Raw genomic sequence first — 15,635 nt, forward strand, 5'->3', positions numbered from 1 at the left:
GCCATGAAACCCATCCAGCTGTTCGACCCGGCGTCTAGCACCTACACCTACCTGCTGTTCGACCAGGCCACGCGCGAGGCGGTGATCATCGACCCGGTGGACGAGCAGATCGAGCGCGACCTGGCGGTGCTGCGCGAATACGGGTTGCGCCTGGTCTGGACCCTGGAGACCCATGCCCATGCCGACCACATCACCAGCGCCGGCAAGCTGGCCGAGCTGGCGGGCGCCAGGACGGCGGCGCCGGCGGGCTGCGGCATCGGCACGGCGGGCCGGCAGCTGCAGGATGGCGACGAGCTTGAGTTCGGTGCCGAGCGCCTGCGCGCCCTGCACACGCCGGGCCACACGGCCGGCAGCATGAGCTACCTCTGGCGCGACCATGTGTTCACCGGCGACGCGCTGCTGATCGGCGGCTGTGGCCGCACCGATTTCCAGTCGGGCAGCGCGGTCGACCTCTACCGCAGCCTCACACAAGTGCTGTTTGCGCTGCCCGATGACACCACCGTCTGGCCCGGGCACGACTACCAGGGCCGCACCTCGTCCACCATCGGCAACGAGAAGACCAGCAACCCGCGCGTGGCCGGCAAGACCGAGGCCGAATTCGTGGCCATCATGGACAGCCTGAACCTGCCCCGGCCGCGCCGCATCGATGAAGCCGTGCCGGCCAACCTCACGTCCGGGCTGCGCCACGACGCCGACGGGGTGCAGCTGATGCAGCCGCGCACCGGGCAGGGCGGCTACGCGGGCGATGTGTCGCCCCAGCTGGCCTGGCAGTGGGTGCAGCAGGGCGAGGCGGTGCTGGTGGATGTGCGCACCGACGCCGAGCGCGAATGGGTGGGCTTTGTGCCCGGCGCGCTGCCGGTGGCCTGGAAGCAGTGGCCGGGCATGGCCATGAACACCGGGTTCGACGAGGCGGTGCGCGCCGCCGCCGACGGCGGACGCAAGCTGGTGCTGCTGTGCCGCAGCGGTGTGCGCTCGGTCGCGGCCGCGCGGCGTGCCACGGAACTGGGCCTGGAGGCCTACAACATCCTCGAAGGCTTCGAGGGTGATCCCGATGGCCACGGCCAGCGCGGGCGCAAGGGCGGCTGGCGGTACCACGGGCTGCCCTGGCGCCAGAACTGAGATCAGAGAGACCGCTGCCATCCGCTGGCGCGCCGCTTATCGGATAAACAGCGTCAGACTTGAGAAGAAAGCGTAACCACCCCTGCTAATGCTGACAGGGAGGGGGCGATTTTCATCCTACAAGTTTTTTCAATGGGTTCTTCTTTAACAGGAGCACCCCATGGAACTGCTGGACCACACCCTTGAAGCGCAACGTCCTTCTCCCCGCCTGACGGCCGCGCTGGAGGCGCGGATCCAGAAGGATTTCGTGCCCCGCTGGAACGACCTGTGGCAGGGTCGGTTTGCGGTGCAGGGCGCACGCCCCGGCCCCAACTCGGTGCGCCTGGACGGCAACGACTACCTGTCGGTGTCCGGCCATCCGGACATCGTGCGGGCCCAGGTGGAGGCGCTGACCCGCAGCGGCAGTTTCGCCGTGCAGTCCGGGGTGTTCATGCACGACGAACACCCGACCCGCAACCTCGAACTGAAGCTCGCGCGCTGGGTGGGCAAGGAGGACGGGTTCGTGTGCCAGTCCGGCTACGCGGCCAATGTCGGCCTGATCCAGTCGGTGGCCAATCCGGAGACGCCGGTGTACCTGGACGGGCAGGCCCACGCCTCGCTGTGGGAAGGTGCCCACGCGGCCCGCGCGCCGTCGCAGGTGTTCCGGCACAACGACCCCCAGCACCTGGACAAGCTCATGAGCCGGCACGGCCCGGGACTGGTGGCGGTGGACTCGGTCTACAGCACCACCGGCGCGGTGTGCCCGCTGCTGGAGATGCTCGACGTGGTGGAGCGGCACGGCTCGATGATCCTGGTCGACGAGTCGCACTCGCTGGGCACCCACGGTCCATCGGGCGCCGGCCTGTGCGCCCAGCTGGGGGTGACGGACCGGGTGCATTTCATCTCCGCGAGCCTGGCCAAGGCCATGGCGGGGCGGGCCGGCTTCTTCACCGCGCCGGACCGCCTGCGCTACCACATCCTCACCTCCAGCTTCCCCAACATCTTCAGCTCCTGCGTGTTGCCGCACGAAGCGGCCGGCCTGGCGGCCACGGTGGACGTGCTGCAGCAGGCCGACGCCGCGCGCGAGAACCTGCGGCTGGTGACCCGGCGCATCCGCAGCGCGCTGACCGGTATGGGGTATCCGATCGACCAGGGCACCGAGCAGATCATCGCGCTCGAAGCGGGGCCGGAGCCCGCCACCATCCAGGTGCGCGACGAGCTGGATGCGCTGGGGGTGCACACCGCGTTCTTTGGTGCACCGGCCACCAGCCGCAACCGGTCCCTGGCACGGATGACCCTGCACTCGGCGCTGACCGAGGCGGAGCTCGAACACGTCGAGTCGGCTGCGCGCCTGGTCGCCGACCGGGTCCGGCCCTGGGAATGGGCGGCCGCCCGCCGCCAGCGCGGTGGTGCTCAGCTGTCCTGAATGGTCCGCACGCCCTGCATGTCCAGGAAGTTGCGGTACGGGTAGATCGGCAGCGGCAGGTCGGTCTCCGCCAGCGGGAACAGGGCGCCGATGAGCTGTCCGTCGTCGCCCACCGCAAAGGCCTTTTCGGTCCGGATCGGCCCGCGCAGGCCCAGCTGCTGGTGCAGCTCGACCGCCGGAAGCAGCAGCCCCTTCTGGATGGCCTGCACGACGTCGAACCCCAGTCCCGCCGACCGGGCCAGATCGGCCACGTCCTTCAGGCCGGAGGCGGGCTCCAGCTGCAGCCATTCGCAAAGGCCTTCCGGCGTCAGGCCCAGCATGCCAAAGGGTTCATCGAGCACGACGTACTCGATCCAGTGCGAGCGGGCCCGGGTCAGCAGCGCCTCCATGATGGATGGCACTTCCAGCAGGGCCTGGTGGTGGGACTGCATGGCCGTGCGCCAGACGGTGTTCAGCCGCGGATGGGCGCGCCGGGCCAGCTTGATAAGGGTGGTCATCAGGCGCCCGGCGATGTCGGCCGTCTGCTTGGGGATGAACTGGTCGATCAGGCCGTTGTTGAAGGCCTTGATCGCGATCTGCTCATCGGCCTGCCCGGTCAGCAGGATGCGCGAGCCCGGCCAGTCCACCAGGGTTTCGAGCACCTTCAGGCCATCGATGCCTGGCATGGCGAAGTCCACCACACAGGTTTGTGCCAGCTGGTAGCGCGCCGGGTTGGAGCCCCAGTAGCGCAGCACCTGCGGAAGCAGATGGTGGCCGTGGCGCCAGCGGTCGATCATCTGCAGGTGGTGCCCCGCGTCGGCCTCCCAGCGCGCCGGCTCGTCGTTCATCCGGGCGATGAAAGCCGCCGGTCGTGAAAACAGTTCGACCTGCAGAAAGCTGGGCACGACCATGCCCAGCATCTCCAGATAGTCGATGTCGTCGTCCAGAAAGATCAGGCTTCCCGAACGGTGGTACAGCGGAAAGTTGAAGGCCATGGCTCAGTGTGTGCTCGTGGGCGGGATGAAGGGGGCACGCTCGTCCCGCAGGGGCAGCACGATCGTGAACGAGGCACCGTGACCGGGTTGGGACTGGAGGAGCAGCCGACCGTCCGACGCCTCCACCACGTTTTTGCAGAACGTCAGCCCCAGTCCGTTGCCGACACTGCTCTGCAGTGAGAAAAAGGGTTCGAAGATGCGGTGTTGTTTCTGCAGCGGAATGCCGGTGCCCTTGTCGGTCACCACGATCCTGCCCAGCCCGTCCTTGACCGTCACCTCCACGCGCAGGTCGCCCGGCTTGGGGGCGTCTCCGGATGCGGCCAGCGCATGCATGGCATTTTTGATCAGGTTGACCAGAACCTGTGAAAACTGGGCACGAGACCCCAGGAAGCCGAAGTCCTCTTCCAGCGCCAGCTGCACGCATTCGCGCTCGCGCGGTGAGCGGAACGGGTACTGGCCGAGCACGTCCTGCACCAGTTCGAACGCGGTGAGATGGGCGGTGGGCCGGGGCAGCCTCAGCAGCTGCGCGTTGGAGATCTGGGTGTCGATCTGCCGGTTCATGCTGCGCACCAGGTTCTGCAGCCGCTGCGCCAGCTCCTCCAGCTTCTTGCGCTTGGGTTCGGGCACGTCGTGCTGGGCCAGGCCACGCAGCACGTCGCCGACCAGGTTCACCGTGGCCAGCGGCGTGCGCAGCTCGTGCGCCATCACGCCCATGGTGCTGAGCGTGTTGATCAGCCGGACCCGGCGCAGGTTGGCGCCCGACATGCCCAGCATCAGGCTCATGCCCAGGGCAAAGCCGATCAGGGTGAGGTTCTCGGGCTCGATGCCGACCCAGGTCTGCTGCGTGCCGGTGAGCAGGAACAGGCCCGCGGCGACTGCGAACCCGGTGATGCAGCCCAGCGAGGCCAGGCGCCAGTCGGTGATGTGGAAATAGATCAGGATCATGCTGCACACACTGGCCAGCCAGACCTTGTTGCCCTCGTTCATCAGGAACATCCATCCGAAGAACAGCGGCAGCTGCAGCCAGAAGATCAGTCCGTACACCCAGACGCTGGTCTTGGACTGCAGGTCCCGGTTCACGCGCGGATGCAGCAGCAGCAGCCCCGTCAGGGCCAGCACCACGCGCACCGCAAACAGCTCGTAGGGCTGCGGCAGGGCCTGGCCCCACAGCCACCCGAAGATGAAGTGGCCGCCGAAGGTGAAGACGCCCAGCCACTGGAGGCGGGCCGTCGAAGGATGCAAAATAGGCTCCAGAGGTGCATGGACAATTTCGTCCACCACCCAGCGCCAGAACCTCAGCCTGGCGTTGTGAACCCTGAGACGGTCCCACTGCAACATGTATTCCTTCCAGCGTCGACCGACGTTGCCAGCCCGTGGTCTTGTGGCGGGCGGGTCCATTGTCCCGGCAACGGGGCGTCGCCCGTCATGACCCTTCCTGTCAACTTTGACAGCGTGGGCGTGGACGCCATTTTGGCCGATTGGGTTCGCGCCTTGCGCGACTCCGGGGTCGAGGCGGTGCTGGTGATGGGGCCCAATCCGATGGGGGGGCGGGACGAGCGCGAGGTGCTGGCCGTGCATCCGCCGCGCCTGCTCGGTGCCGCGGAGGCCCTGGCCGCCAGCACCGACTTTGGCGCCAGCTGGCGCGACAGCGATGCACCCCTGGTGGCCTGGCAGGACATTTCCAAGGCGGCCTATGCCGAGCCGTCCAGCCGCTGGCGCAGGCTCTGGCTGGCCCACGGGCACCAGACCCTGGTGCGGGTGGCCTTCAGCCTGCCGGCGGGGCGCGCGTTCGAGTGCTTCATGTTCAGCCCCCGGGCCTTCGCGGACCGCTCCGAGGCCGCGGCACTGGCCTGGTCGGCCTACAACATCTGGCCGATGCTGCGCCGCGCCATCGCCGAGCAGCGGGTCACGCTCAGCCCCCGCGAGCAGGAGAGCCTGAACTACGCCTTCGAAGGCCTGACCGCGCGCGAAACCGCGCAGCGCATGGACTGCTCGGAGCGCACCGTCAACTACCACCTGGCCAATGCCATGGCCAAACTCAAGACCGACAACAAGCTCTCTGCGGTGCAACGGGCCTGCTGGATCGGGTTGATCTGACGCCGGTGAGGTCGCGATGAGGATGCTGCATCGCCGCAAAGTGCCTGCCAGGCCTTGTTCATAATCTTCCGCATGACTTTACTGGCGCTGGATGTTGGCAACACGCGATTGAAATGGGCGCTGTACGACGCCCCCCGTGTGGGAGGGCGCCTGCTGGCGCATGGTGCACAGTTCCTGGAGAACATCGAGAAACTGGCCGAGGGCGACTGGAGCAGCCTGTCCGCACCCACCCGGGTGCTGGGCTGCATCGTGGCGGGCGACGCTGTGAAGCGGCGGGTCGAGGAACAGCTCGAACAGTGGGACGTGACGCCCCAGTGGGTGGTGTCCAGCGCGTCGGAGGCGGGTCTGAGCAACGGCTACGACCACCCGGCCCGCCTCGGTTCCGACCGCTGGGTTGCGATGATCGGCGCGCGCCAGCGCCTGCTGCAGAAGGGGCCGGCCAGGCCTTGCATCGTGGTCATGGTCGGTACCGCGGTGACGGTCGAGGCGATCGATTCGGCCGGCCGCTTCCTGGGCGGCATCATCCTGCCCGGCCACGGCATCATGCTGCGCGCGCTGGAGTCCGGCACCGCCGGGCTGCACGTGCCCACCGGCGAGGTGCGCGACTTCCCGACCAACACCAGCGACGCCCTCACCAGCGGTGGCACCTTCGCCATCGCCGGTGCGGTGCAGCGCATGTGGGACAACCTGCGCGGCCATTGCGGCGAAGACCCGGTCTGCTACATGACCGGCGGCGCGGGCTGGAAGATGGCGCCCAGCATGTCCACGCCCTGCGAGCTGGTGGACAGCCTCATTTTCGACGGCCTGCTCGAAATCGCCCACAAGCGGTTCGGTTAGACCTCGCCCCAGGGCAGCATCAGGGTCACGGCCAGCAGTTGCGCAAATTCCGGTTCGAAGGCGTCGATGATGCGCTGCGGGTCGGGGCAGAGCGCGCTGTCGGCGATCACGCCGAACTGCACGCCGCCGCCGTAGCTCAGGATGGAGACGCCCAGGCCCACCGTGCCGGTCTGTGGCACCCAGAACATGGTCTGCTCCAGCGTCGCGCCGCAGAACTTCAGCTTCTCGCCGGGACCGGGCACATTGGTCATCACGGCGGTGGTCTTGCGGCCGAACAGGCTGAGCATCGCGTCCTGCGCCGGCTTGATCAGCAGGCCCGCTACCGACAGCAGGCCGAAGGTCAGCAGCGGCTGCAGACTGCCCTTGAGCGCGTTCATGCGCGCGCGCACCGCGTACACGCGCTCGATCGGGTTGGCGATGCCCACGGGCAGCACCAGCGGGATCAGGCCGAAGCGGTTGCCCAGCTTCCAGGCGTCCTCCATCGGCCGCAGGTTGATCGGCACCATGGCGCGGATCTCCTTGCCTGCCGGGTCGTCGCCATGGTGGCGCAGGTAGCCGGCGATCGCGCCCGCCACGCAGCTGAGCAGCACGTCGTTGACCGAGCAGTTGAGCGCCTTGCCGATGGCCTTGACCTCGGTCAGCGGGATGGGCTGGCACCAGGCCACCCGCTTTTCACCCTTGGGTGCGCCCTTGAGCCGCGTGGGTGAGTCGTCGGGCATGAGGGCCAGTGCCGCCAGATCGCTGGCGAGCTGGCCTCCGAGGCGCGCCACCTCCATGGCTTGGTCCAGTGTTTCCCCGAGCCCTTGCTGCGGCGCCGCCAGCATCGACAGCGACTTCGCCGCCCCGCCACCGGCGGCGTCCAGCGCCCGTGCGGCGATGTCACCGAAGGGGCGGATCAGCGTGTCGGCCACCCAGTCCTCGGCCGCCTCCAGCCCCTGTTTGTGCGACCGGGGCTTTCGCTTGGGCGGTTCGGTGCCGCCATCGACCAGGCTCATCATCACGCTGATCAGCGCGATCCCGTCGGCGATGCAGTGGTGGATGCGCGCGATCAGCGCCGAACCACCCTCGTAGTCCTCGATCAGCTCGAACTGCCACAGCGGGTGCGCCGGGTCCAGCGGCACCATGGCCAGCGCGCCGGCGCGCGCCTGCAGCGCCGCCTGGGCTTCCTGACCGCGGCGGCGGGTCAGCGTGTGCGTGACCACATGGCGGTCGAGCGAGAAGTCGGGGTCGTCGCGCCAGTGGGCGCCGGCGGCGTCCTGCTGGGCGGTCTGCCGGAAGCGCCGGTAGCCCAGCAGCTTGTCCTGCACCCGCTGAGCCAGCGCCTCGCGCGTGATGCCGGGTCGCAGGATCCAGACGCCCACGATCATCATCAGGTTGGTGTCCGAGTCCATGCGCAGCCAGGCGGTGTCCACCTTGCTCATGCGCTCGCCCTCCAGGCCCAGGACGCCGGCCACCGACTGCAGGGTGCTGCGGCCCTCGGGTGGGGATTTCGGCGTGCCTTTGCGGATGCGCGTGACCATGGTGTCTCCTGCGAGGCCCCGGGGTTGGGGGCTGGTTGTGATTGGGTGGCGGCGTCTATTCTGGGGGCAGTCGCAACCGTAAGATACCGGGCCTCCCCTAGCCCGGGTCCGGGCCACCCCCTCACTCACGGAGACCTTCATGTCCGACCTCAAGTCCCGCTTCGATGCCGCCGTTGCCCAGTCCAAGAACCTCAGCGAGCGCCCCGACAACGCCACGCTGCTCAAGATCTACGGCCTGTACAAGCAGGGCACGGTGGGCGACAACACCGAGAAGAAGCCCGGCTTCGGTGACATGGTCGGCCGCGCCAAGTGGGACGCCTGGAACGGCCTGAAGGGCACGTCTCAGGACGATGCGCAGCAGCAGTACATCGACCTGATCGCGTCGCTGAGCTGAGCTCCCACGCTCCGCTGCTGCGCGGGGCCTGTCTTACTTTTTCTTCGAGCCGGTGGCCGTTTTGGCCGCCGGCTTTTTCTTGGCCGCCAGCAGCTCGTCCAGGTTTTTGACGATCTCGCTCTCGATGCGGTCCTTGAAGGCGCCGAGCAGGAAGCCGAGCTGAGCGTCCAGCTCGAAGTGATCCGCCGTGACCCGCAGCGTGCCCTTGGCACCGGTGCGCGAGAAATGCACCTCGTCGCAATCCACACCCTCTTCGTAGGCGCACTGCATGTCGAACTCGGCCTCGGCCTGTTCGGCCCATTGCCAGGCCACCTTGCGTGCGCCGGAGATGCCGAGGTGGTGGTTGCGCCGGATGTGGATGTTCGCCATGGTGTTCGCGTTGTTCAGAGGGTTGACGGTGGCCGGGCGGCGGGATCGAGGGCCTGGAGGGCGGCCTGGCGCTCGGCCGCGGTCTGGCGGGCCAGCGCGCGCACCGCATCATAGAACCGCGCAAAGTCGCGGCCCTCGCGCTCGAACAGCGCCTCGAATGCCGGCACCCACTGGTCGTAGGCGGCCTGGGCACCGAAGCTGGCGTTGTTGGCCCGGGCGACCCAGGCGTCGTAGCCCTTGTAGCCGCCCCAGCCTCGGCGCAGGCCGGCGTAGCGCTGGCGGAAGTCGTGCAGCACCTGGGCCTTGCGGGCCAGTTTGGCGGTGTCGTCGAGCGTGGCGTCGTCGTAGAGTGCCTGCAGCCGTTCCCTGGTCTCGCGCGTCAGCGCACGAAAGGTTTTGCGGCGCTCATCGAAGCCGGCGTAGGTCTGGCGCGCTGTCTCGTCGGCCTGGGCCAGCCAGCGCGCGCCGCCGATGCGCTCGACCGCCGTCGCGAAGGACTCGTTGAACACGGTGTCACCGGAGGCGTAGGCCACCTGGTGGGCCAGCTCGTGAAAGATAAGCCGTGCCAGCTCACCCTCGGGGTAGCCGATGAAGGTGTTGAGCAGGGGGTCGCCGCCGGCCCAGTTCATCCAGCCCAGCGTGGAGTAGGCGGGCACCGGGTAGATCGCCACGTCCAGGTCGCTGCCGAGCCCGGCCGCAAACGCCCGGGCCTCGTCCTCGTCGTAGTAGCCCCGGTAGCCGACACAGCCGGCCACCGGGAAGCACCACTGCTGCAGCCGCAGCGACAGCGCGGGCGCGGCGACCACGTTGTAGACCGCCGCCTTGCGCTGCAGGTCGGCATAGCGCCGGTAGCTGGCGTTGTCGGGCAGACCCAGTTCGGTGACCGCAAAGGTGCGGATGCGCTGCGTGAGCTGCAGCTTGTGCTGCAGCGCGGGTGGTGTGGCCGGGTCGTCCAGCCAGTCCTGCACCGGCCGCGCCGCGTGCATCAGCTTCAGGTGGCCGGTGACCGATTGCCAGTAGTAGCCGGGGCCGGCGTCGGACGAAGCGCAACCGGACAGCAAACCCGCCAGGCAACACACCACCAGCACGCGCCGAGGAACCGGCTTCGCCGGGCCTCTGGCGCGGTCCCTTCCTGCGGGGAGGAAGCCGTGAGGCGGCGCAGGGGGGGTCATCCCTTTTCCACTTGCACCAGGCAGTCGTAGAACACCGGTGCACGGCCCAGGTCGGTGAGCTTCTGGCTGGTCAGTTCGTTCACGTTGCTGCCGTCCAGGCCCAGCTTGCGCCACCAGATGCCCAGTCCGTTGACCACGCCCTCGCGTGCCCGGGTCGAGAGGCGCGCGGTGCAGCGGTAGCTGCCGCGCTGGTTGAACACCCGCACCAGGTCACCGTCGGCGATGCCGCGCGGGGCGGCGTCGGCCGCGCTGATCTCCAGCAGTGGTTCGCCTTCGATGTCGCGCAGGCTCTTCACGTTCACGAAGCTGGAGTTGAGGAAGTTGCGGGCGGGTGGCGAGATCATGGCCAGCGGGTGGCGCGGGTCGCTGCCGGCCGGCTCGTGGTTGGGCACGTGGTCGGGCAGGCCGTCCAGCCCCTGCGCCGCCAGGCGTGCGCTGAAGAACTCGCATTTGCCGGAGGGCGTCGGGAAGCCACCCTCGGCGAACGGGGCCTCGGGCACCGGCAGCGTGGCGAAACCCTGGTCCAGCAGTTGCTGGAAGTCCACCCGGTCGCCGAAGGTCTGGCGGCACAGGGTTTCATCGTCGTCGGCGAAGCAGGGCTCGTCGAAGCCCATGCGCCGCGCCAGCTGGCGGAACACCTCGGTGTTGGGTCGCGCCTGCCCGACCGGCGCGATGGCGGGCCGGTTGAGCAGCACGTCGGTGTGGCCGTAACTCGTGTGGATGTCCCAGTGCTCCAGCTGGGTGGTGGCGGGCAGCACGATGTCGGCGTGGTCCGCGGTGTCGGTCATGAAGTGTTCGAGCACCACGGTGAACAGGTCCTCGCGCGCGAAGCCCGCCACCACCTTGGGCGACTCGGGCGCGACCGCCACCGGGTTGCTGTTGTAGACGATCAGCGCCTCGATCTTCGGGCCGAACGCTGGCGAGGATTCGCGCAGCAGATCGTCGCCGATGGTGACCATGTTGATGGTGCGTGGCGTGCGGCCGGCCAGCAGGTCGGGGCGGTGCAGCGCGGCGCGGTCGACAGGAAAGTGGCCCGAGGCCGAGAGCAGTAGACCGCCCGCGCGGTGGCGCCAGGCGCCGGTCAGCGCCGGCAGGCAGGCGATGGCGCGCACCGCGTTGCCGCCGCCGCGCACGCGCTGCATGCCGTAGTTCAGGCGGATGGCGGCCGGCTTCGTGGTGCCGTAGTCGCGCGCCAGCCGTTCGATCTGTTCGACCGGGATGCCGCAAACCTCGGCCGCACGCTCGGGCGGCCACTGCAGGGCGCGTTCGCGCAGCTGCTCCCACCCCAGGGTGTGGCGGGCGATGTAGTCGTGATCCAGCCAGTCGTTCCTGATGAGTTCGTGCATCAGCGCCAGCGCCAGTGCAGCGTCGGTGCCGGGGCGCAGCGCGATGTGCTCGTGGCACTTGTCGGCGGTTTCGCTGCGGCGCGGGTCGATGCATACCAGGCGCGCGCCGTCACGCTTGGCCTGCTGCGCCAGGCGCCAGAAATGCAGATTGCTGGCAATGGAGTTGCTGCCCCAGATCAGGATCAGCTTGGCCTCGGCGAAGTGCTCGACCTTCATGCCCAGCTTGCCGCCCAGGGTGTGCACCAGGGCCTCGCCGCCGGCGGCCGCGCAGATCGTGCGGTCCAGGAAGGAGGCGCCGAGCCTGTTGAAGAAGCGCGCCGCCATGCCCTCGCTCTGCACCTGACCCATGGTGCCGGCGTAGCTGTAGGGCACGATGGCCTGCGGGTTGCGCGCGGCGATGTCTTTCAGCCTCGCGGCGATGTCATCCAGTGCCTCGTCCCATCCGATGGGCTCGAACCGCCCGCTGCCCTTGGGGCCGGTGCGGCGCAGCGGCGCGAGGATGCGTTCGGGGTGGTGGGTGCGTTCGGGGTAGCGCGATACCTTGGTGCACAGCGCGCCGTCGGTGTGGCGGTGTGCCGGGTTGCCGGCCACGCGCACGGCTTTGCCGTCCACCACGGTGGTGACCAGGGCACAGGTGTCGGGGCAGTCGTGGGGGCAAGCGCCCCGGACCGTGAATTCGTTGGGGTTGTGGGCCATGAAATGCGGTGAATGGCGTATAGGCGGGGCGGGGCCTATGTAGTAGGCTTCGCAAGTCTGGTGACGCCCTGTTACGAACGAGGTGACATCCGACCAGCTCAAAAAAGCATATCAGGAGTCACTGGATGCAACGTCGTCGGGTTCTTTCTTCCTTGGGCGCCTGTCTGGGCGCTTCTACCCTGGCCGGCGTGGCCGGTTCCGCGTGGGCCCAGGCGGCTGGCGGATCGGGGGCCATCGTGCTGGGACAGTCGGCGCCGTTCACCGGGCCGTCCGCGCAGCTGGGGCTGCAGTTCAACCTGGGGGCCCAGCTGTACTTTGACCAGGTCAATGCCTCCGGGGGCGTCAACGGGCGCCGCATCGAACTCAAGCGGCTGGACGATGGCTACGATCCGGAGCGCTGCGTGGCCAACACCAGGCAGTTCATCGCCGACGGCGTATTCGCCCTGTTCGGCTACGTCGGCACCCCCACCAGCCTCGCCGCCCTGCCGCTGGCCACTGAAGCCAAGCTGCCCTTCTTTGCGCCCTTCACCGGGGCGCAGGCCCTGCGCGAGCCGTTCAACCGCTACGCCATTCATGTGCGGGCCTCGTACTTTGACGAAACCGCCGCCATCGTCAAGCAGGTCACCTCGATCGGCGTCAAGCGGGTGGCGGTGTTCTACCAGAACGACGCCTACGGAAAGGCCGGGCTCGAAGGTGTCGAGCGCGCCCTGCAGGCGCTCAACATGGAGCCGGCGGCGGTGGGAACGGTGGAGCGCAACAGCAACGAGGTGGCGCCGGCGCTCAAGGACATCATGGCCGTCAAGCCCGAGGCCATCGTGCAGATCGGTTCGTACAAGGCCTGTGCCACCTTCATCCGGCTGGCGCGCCAGCAGGGCTACCCAGGCAACTTCTACAACGTCTCCTTCGTGGGTACGCAGGCGCTGCTGGACGAACTGGGGGCGGTCGCCAAGGGTGTGGCGGTCAGCCAGGTGATGCCTTTTCCCTATTCGCCTGCAATGCCTATCTCGGGCGAGTACCTGGCGGCGCTCAAGGACCAGCGCGGTGTGGCGCCCAACTACTCCGGCATCGAAGGCTTTGTGGCCGCGAAGGTGCTGGTGGAGGGGCTCAAGCGCGCCCGAGGTGCCGGCCGGGAGGCCTTCATCGATGCCATCGGGGGCATGAAGGATGTGAGCATCGGTGGATTTCCGCTGGACTTCGGGCCGCAGAAGCACGCCGGCTCCCGCTTCGTCGAACTGACCCTGCTGACCGAAGACGGCCGGGTGCGCCGCTGACGCGGGCAGGGCCGACATCCCCGGTCCGGTCCGGGTTGTCGCGAACGGACCTGTCTCCAGGGCCGTGCATGGCTACCATGGCCGTTTGCAGATGAGGACACCATGCAGCTGATCGACTCCATCCTGACCCAGTCCGCGGCCATCGCCGCCGTGCGCCGCGACATCCACGCCCATCCCGAGCTCTGTTTTGAAGAGGTGCGCACCGCCGAGGTGGTCGCCGCCAAACTGACCGAGTGGGGCATCCCGGTGCACCGTGGCATGGGCACCACCGGTGTGGTCGGCATCGTGCACGGCCGCGACGGCGGGGCCTGTGGCCGTGCCATCGGCCTGCGCGCCGACATGGACGCGCTGCCCATGCAGGAGCACAACCACTTCGCGCACGCCAGCCAGCACGCCGGCAAGATGCACGCCTGCGGCCACGACGGCCACACCGCCATGCTGCTGGCGGCGGCGCAGCACTTCTCGAAACACCGGAACTTCGACGGCACGGTCTACCTGATCTTCCAGCCGGCCGAAGAGGGCGGCGGCGGTGCCCGCGAGATGATCAAGGACGGCCTGTTCGAGCAGTTCCCGGTCGAGGCGGTGTTCGGCATGCACAACTGGCCGGGCCTGCCGGTGGGCAGTTTTGCCGCCAGCGCCGGCCCGGTGATGGCTTCCAGCAACGAGTTCCACATCGTCATCCGCGGCAAGGGCTCGCACGCCGCGCTGCCGCACAACGGCATCGACCCGGTGCCCGTGGCCTGCCAGATGGTGCAGGCCTTCCAGACCATCATCTCGCGCAACAAGAAGCCGGTGGACGCCGGCGTGATCAGCGTGACCATGATCCACACCGGCGAAGCGACCAATGTGGTGCCCGACAGCTGCGAGATCCAGGGCACGGTGCGCACCTTCACCTACGAGGTGCTGGACCTGATCGAGCGGCGCATGCAGGAGATCGCCGAGCACACCTGCGCCGCCTTCGGCGCCAGCTGCGAGTTCCAGTTCCGCCGCAACTACCCGCCGACCGTCAACCACCCGGCCGAGACCGCGTTCGTGCGCGAGGTGCTGGCCGGCATCGTCGGCGCCGACCAGGTGCTGGTGCAGGAGCCGACCATGGGGGCCGAAGACTTCGCCTACATGCTGCAGGCGCGGCCAGGCTGCTACATCTTCATCGCCAACGGCGAGGGCGCGCACCGCGAGATCGGCCACGGCGGCGGCCCCTGCACGCTGCACAACCCGAGCTACGACTTCAACGACGACCTGATCCCGCTGGGCGCGACCTACTGGGTGCGGCTGGCCGAGCAGTGGCTGTCGCAACCGCGCAAGGACGCCGCATGATCAATCCCCAGTCCGCTTTCGCGTCGTCCTATGCCCGGGCCCGCGTGCAGTTTCTGGAGGGGGCCGCCGCCGCCGGCATGGCCATCCGCAGCCACAACCACCCGCTGCCCGGGCGCGACCAGGAAACCCTGGCCATGGACGTGGCCCTGGACGGACCGCCGGATGCCGAGCGACTCCTGGTCGTGAGCAGCGCCTGCCACGGCGTGGAAGGGTTCTGTGGCTCGGGCATCCAGGTGTTTGCCACCCACGACGCCGACTGGCGCGCGCACGCCCGCGCCGCCGGTGTGGCGGTGCTGTACATCCACGCGCTCAATCCCTACGGGTTCTCGCACCTGCGCCGGGTGACCGAGGACAACGTCGATCTCAACCGCAACTTCCAGGACTTCTCTCAACCCCTGCCGGCGAACCCGGCCTATGACGAACTGCACCCGTTCCTGCTGCCGGCGGTCTGGCCGCCCGTGGCCGAGAACGAGGCGGTCATCGCACACTTCATCGGGCGCAAGGGGCTGGGCGCGTACCAGAGCGCGGTCTCCCAGGGCCAGCACAGCCACCCCGATGGTCTGTTCTTCGGCGGCACGGCGCCGACCTGGAGCCACCGCACGCTGCGCGAGGTGCTGCGCGAACATGGGCGCAGCGCGCGCTACATCGCCTGGATCGACCTGCACACCGGGCTGGGCCCGAGCGGCCTGGGCGAGCGCATCTTCGCCTGCCGCGACGACGACGCGGCCCTGCAGCGCGCCCGCGCCTGGTGGGGTGGCGACGGCCAGACGCCCGTGACCTCGATCTACGACGGCAGTTCCGCCTCGGCCCGCCTGACGGGCCTGATGTGGAACGCGGTTTACGAAGAGTGCCCGCAGGCCCAATACACCGGGATCGCGCTGGAATACGGCACCCTGCCGCTGCTGGATGTCCTCAACGCCCTGCGCGGCGACCAGTGGATGCGCCTGCACCCGGATGCCCCGGCCGGCCTGCGTACCGTGATCCAGAAACGGGTGCGGGACGCGTTCTATGTCGACACCGACGACTGGCGCGCCCAGGTGGTGTCCCAGGCCCGCCAGGCCCTGTTCCAGGCGGTGGACGGGCTGCGCCGCAGCCCGCCCCAATAGGCCCAGGCGGCG

General features: G+C 68.6%; 14 protein-coding genes and 1 pseudogene. 9 read left to right on the forward strand and 6 right to left on the reverse strand.

All coding sequences use genetic code 11. The features are described from left to right. Positions 1–3: 3 nt before the first annotated feature. The 3 genes and pseudogenes from HPF_RS23835 to cqsA form a co-directional block, all read left to right on the forward strand. Positions 4–684: pseudogene (locus HPF_RS23835) on the forward strand (MBL fold metallo-hydrolase); the annotation flags it as partial. 24 nt (positions 685–708) lie between these two features. Then, positions 709–1,119, forward strand: a complete 411-nt coding sequence (locus HPF_RS23840) for a rhodanese-like domain-containing protein (RefSeq protein ID WP_243721744.1) — start codon at positions 709–711, stop codon at positions 1,117–1,119. A 160-nt stretch (positions 1,120–1,279) separates the two neighbouring features. Then, positions 1,280–2,524: an alpha-hydroxyketone-type quorum-sensing autoinducer synthase gene (cqsA, locus tag HPF_RS03385; RefSeq protein ID WP_066153794.1), complete on the forward strand. Its 1,245-nt coding sequence runs from the start codon at positions 1,280–1,282 to the stop codon at positions 2,522–2,524. On the opposite strand, the gene HPF_RS03390 is transcribed toward cqsA, so the two are convergent. After that, positions 2,512–3,498, reverse strand: coding sequence for a response regulator (locus HPF_RS03390; RefSeq protein WP_066153791.1), 987 nt, complete (start codon positions 3,496–3,498; stop codon positions 2,512–2,514). The genes cqsA and HPF_RS03390 overlap by 13 nt on opposite strands. Before the next feature lie 3 nt (positions 3,499–3,501). Then, on the reverse strand, positions 3,502–4,740 hold the full coding sequence (locus HPF_RS03395) for a sensor histidine kinase (RefSeq protein WP_243721671.1): 1,239 nt from the start codon (positions 4,738–4,740) through the stop codon (positions 3,502–3,504). Positions 4,741–4,923: 183 nt separating this feature from the next. On the opposite strand from HPF_RS03395, the gene HPF_RS03400 reads away from it, so the two are divergent. Beyond that, positions 4,924–5,595, forward strand: coding sequence for a helix-turn-helix transcriptional regulator (locus tag HPF_RS03400; protein WP_066153788.1), 672 nt, complete (start codon positions 4,924–4,926; stop codon positions 5,593–5,595). Between the two features lie 72 nt (positions 5,596–5,667). Continuing rightward, entirely contained in the window at positions 5,668–6,432 is a 765-nt protein-coding gene (locus HPF_RS03405) for a type III pantothenate kinase (RefSeq protein ID WP_079364742.1), read from the forward strand. Here the strand turns inward: HPF_RS03405 and HPF_RS03410 are convergent. After that, a complete protein-coding gene (locus HPF_RS03410; RefSeq protein ID WP_079364363.1) occupies positions 6,429–7,952 on the reverse strand; it encodes a wax ester/triacylglycerol synthase family O-acyltransferase in 1,524 nt (507 codons plus the stop codon). The genes HPF_RS03405 and HPF_RS03410 overlap by 4 nt on opposite strands. A 139-nt stretch (positions 7,953–8,091) precedes the next feature. Between HPF_RS03410 and HPF_RS03415 the strand changes: the two genes are divergently transcribed. Next, positions 8,092–8,346: an acyl-CoA-binding protein gene (locus tag HPF_RS03415; RefSeq protein ID WP_066153785.1), complete on the forward strand. Its 255-nt coding sequence runs from the start codon at positions 8,092–8,094 to the stop codon at positions 8,344–8,346. Positions 8,347–8,379: 33 nt separating this feature from the next. Here HPF_RS03415 and HPF_RS03420 read toward each other — a convergent pair whose 3' ends face one another. The 3 genes from HPF_RS03420 to HPF_RS03430 form a co-directional block, all read right to left on the reverse strand. Then, entirely contained in the window at positions 8,380–8,715 is a 336-nt protein-coding gene (locus HPF_RS03420; RefSeq protein ID WP_079364364.1) for a polyhydroxyalkanoic acid system family protein, read from the reverse strand. Positions 8,716–8,729: 14 nt separating this feature from the next. Continuing rightward, the gene (locus HPF_RS03425; RefSeq protein WP_424955187.1) at positions 8,730–9,803 is read right to left on the reverse strand and encodes an aminopeptidase; all 1,074 of its coding nucleotides are present in this window, start codon (positions 9,801–9,803) and stop codon (positions 8,730–8,732) included. 80 nt (positions 9,804–9,883) lie between these two features. Further along, on the reverse strand, positions 9,884–11,929 hold the full coding sequence (locus tag HPF_RS03430) for a molybdopterin-containing oxidoreductase family protein (protein ID WP_133155750.1): 2,046 nt from the start codon (positions 11,927–11,929) through the stop codon (positions 9,884–9,886). A 125-nt stretch (positions 11,930–12,054) separates the two neighbouring features. Here HPF_RS03430 and HPF_RS03435 point away from each other — a divergent pair, with 125 nt between their 5' ends. The 3 genes from HPF_RS03435 (at position 12,055) to HPF_RS03445 (ending at position 15,623) form a co-directional block, all read left to right on the forward strand. Then, on the forward strand, positions 12,055–13,200 hold the full coding sequence (locus HPF_RS03435; protein ID WP_133155751.1) for an ABC transporter substrate-binding protein: 1,146 nt from the start codon (positions 12,055–12,057) through the stop codon (positions 13,198–13,200). Between the two features lie 102 nt (positions 13,201–13,302). Beyond that, positions 13,303–14,517: a M20 aminoacylase family protein gene (locus HPF_RS03440; RefSeq protein ID WP_079364368.1), complete on the forward strand. Its 1,215-nt coding sequence runs from the start codon at positions 13,303–13,305 to the stop codon at positions 14,515–14,517. Next, entirely contained in the window at positions 14,514–15,623 is a 1,110-nt protein-coding gene (locus tag HPF_RS03445; protein ID WP_133155752.1) for a M14 family metallopeptidase, read from the forward strand. The genes HPF_RS03440 and HPF_RS03445 overlap by 4 nt, the downstream gene beginning before the upstream one ends. Positions 15,624–15,635 lie beyond the last annotated feature (12 nt).

The organism is Hydrogenophaga pseudoflava, from assembly GCF_004353865.1.
Classification (GTDB): domain Bacteria; phylum Pseudomonadota; class Gammaproteobacteria; order Burkholderiales; family Burkholderiaceae_C; genus Hydrogenophaga; species Hydrogenophaga pseudoflava.

What these genes read in the sequence shown, in the direction of transcription:
- HPF_RS03400 (WP_066153788.1), top strand. Translation starts at nt 4,924, where the DNA reads ATGACCCTTCCTGTCAACTTTGACAGCGTGGGCGTGGACGCCATTTTG.
- HPF_RS03440 (WP_079364368.1), top strand. Translation starts at nt 13,303, where the DNA reads ATGCAGCTGATCGACTCCATCCTGACCCAGTCCGCGGCCATCGCCGCC.
- HPF_RS23840 (WP_243721744.1), top strand. Translation starts at nt 709, where the DNA reads ATGCAGCCGCGCACCGGGCAGGGCGGCTACGCGGGCGATGTGTCGCCC.
- HPF_RS03410 (WP_079364363.1), bottom strand. Translation starts at nt 7,952, where the DNA reads ATGGTCACGCGCATCCGCAAAGGCACGCCGAAATCCCCACCCGAGGGC.
- HPF_RS03430 (WP_133155750.1), bottom strand. Translation starts at nt 11,929, where the DNA reads ATGGCCCACAACCCCAACGAATTCACGGTCCGGGGCGCTTGCCCCCAC.
- HPF_RS03435 (WP_133155751.1), top strand. Translation starts at nt 12,055, where the DNA reads ATGCAACGTCGTCGGGTTCTTTCTTCCTTGGGCGCCTGTCTGGGCGCT.
- HPF_RS03390 (WP_066153791.1), bottom strand. Translation starts at nt 3,498, where the DNA reads ATGGCCTTCAACTTTCCGCTGTACCACCGTTCGGGAAGCCTGATCTTT.
- HPF_RS03415 (WP_066153785.1), top strand. Translation starts at nt 8,092, where the DNA reads ATGTCCGACCTCAAGTCCCGCTTCGATGCCGCCGTTGCCCAGTCCAAG.
- HPF_RS03420 (WP_079364364.1), bottom strand. Translation starts at nt 8,715, where the DNA reads ATGGCGAACATCCACATCCGGCGCAACCACCACCTCGGCATCTCCGGC.
- cqsA (WP_066153794.1), top strand. Translation starts at nt 1,280, where the DNA reads ATGGAACTGCTGGACCACACCCTTGAAGCGCAACGTCCTTCTCCCCGC.
- HPF_RS03445 (WP_133155752.1), top strand. Translation starts at nt 14,514, where the DNA reads ATGATCAATCCCCAGTCCGCTTTCGCGTCGTCCTATGCCCGGGCCCGC.
- HPF_RS03405 (WP_079364742.1), top strand. Translation starts at nt 5,668, where the DNA reads ATGACTTTACTGGCGCTGGATGTTGGCAACACGCGATTGAAATGGGCG.